The organism is Treponema endosymbiont of Eucomonympha sp. (genome assembly GCF_001028545.1).
Window position 1 is genome coordinate 1 of the sequence record NZ_BBPW01000484.1, and the last position, 544, is coordinate 544.

A 544-nucleotide genomic window follows, 5' to 3' on the forward strand; every position below is an offset into this window, starting at 1 on the left:
AGAACGTGTGGAACTTGGCGACCAGGAAGCTCTTGCCGAGCGTCGCTTTTGACGGCAGGAACAAGACCTTGTCGCCCTCGTGCTGCGCCGCGTCATTGTGGACAAAATTATTGTCGTCCGCGCTTGTCAAAAAGGAATACTTCGCGCTTACGGGGAGCATTTCAAATGGCAAAAATTCAGTACCTTCGTCTTTTACCTTGCCGAACGGTACGTTCTGCGGAGCAATTGATATAAACAGACAGACAAAACCTGCCGTAACACACTATTCGGTAGAGAAATCTGCTCTATCAGTCACTGCCAAAGCGGTGTTCAACATGGTACGCCTGATGTTAGGAACCGGACGCATGCACCAAATCCGCATTCACTTAGCGCAATCAGGAAATCCGGTGCTTGCCGACGATAAGTACGGGGATTTTTTACTCAACAAAGAGGTAAAGCATACATTCAGTGTCCGCAAATTACAGCTTGCCGCCGTCCGCCTGACAGTGCCGCTTAACGGAAACGAGCGGGTTTTTGAAATCCCTTTGCCAAAGCATATTGCAGA

Annotated in this window: 2 pseudogenes; one reads left to right on the forward strand and one right to left on the reverse strand. The window is 49.3% G+C overall.

The features are described from left to right. Positions 1–160: pseudogene (locus AWU74_RS14325) on the reverse strand (hypothetical protein); the annotation flags it as partial. A 154-nt stretch (positions 161–314) separates the two neighbouring features. On the opposite strand from AWU74_RS14325, the pseudogene AWU74_RS12870 reads away from it, so the two are divergent. Beyond that, positions 315–544 (forward strand): annotated as a pseudogene (locus tag AWU74_RS12870) (RluA family pseudouridine synthase); the annotation flags it as partial.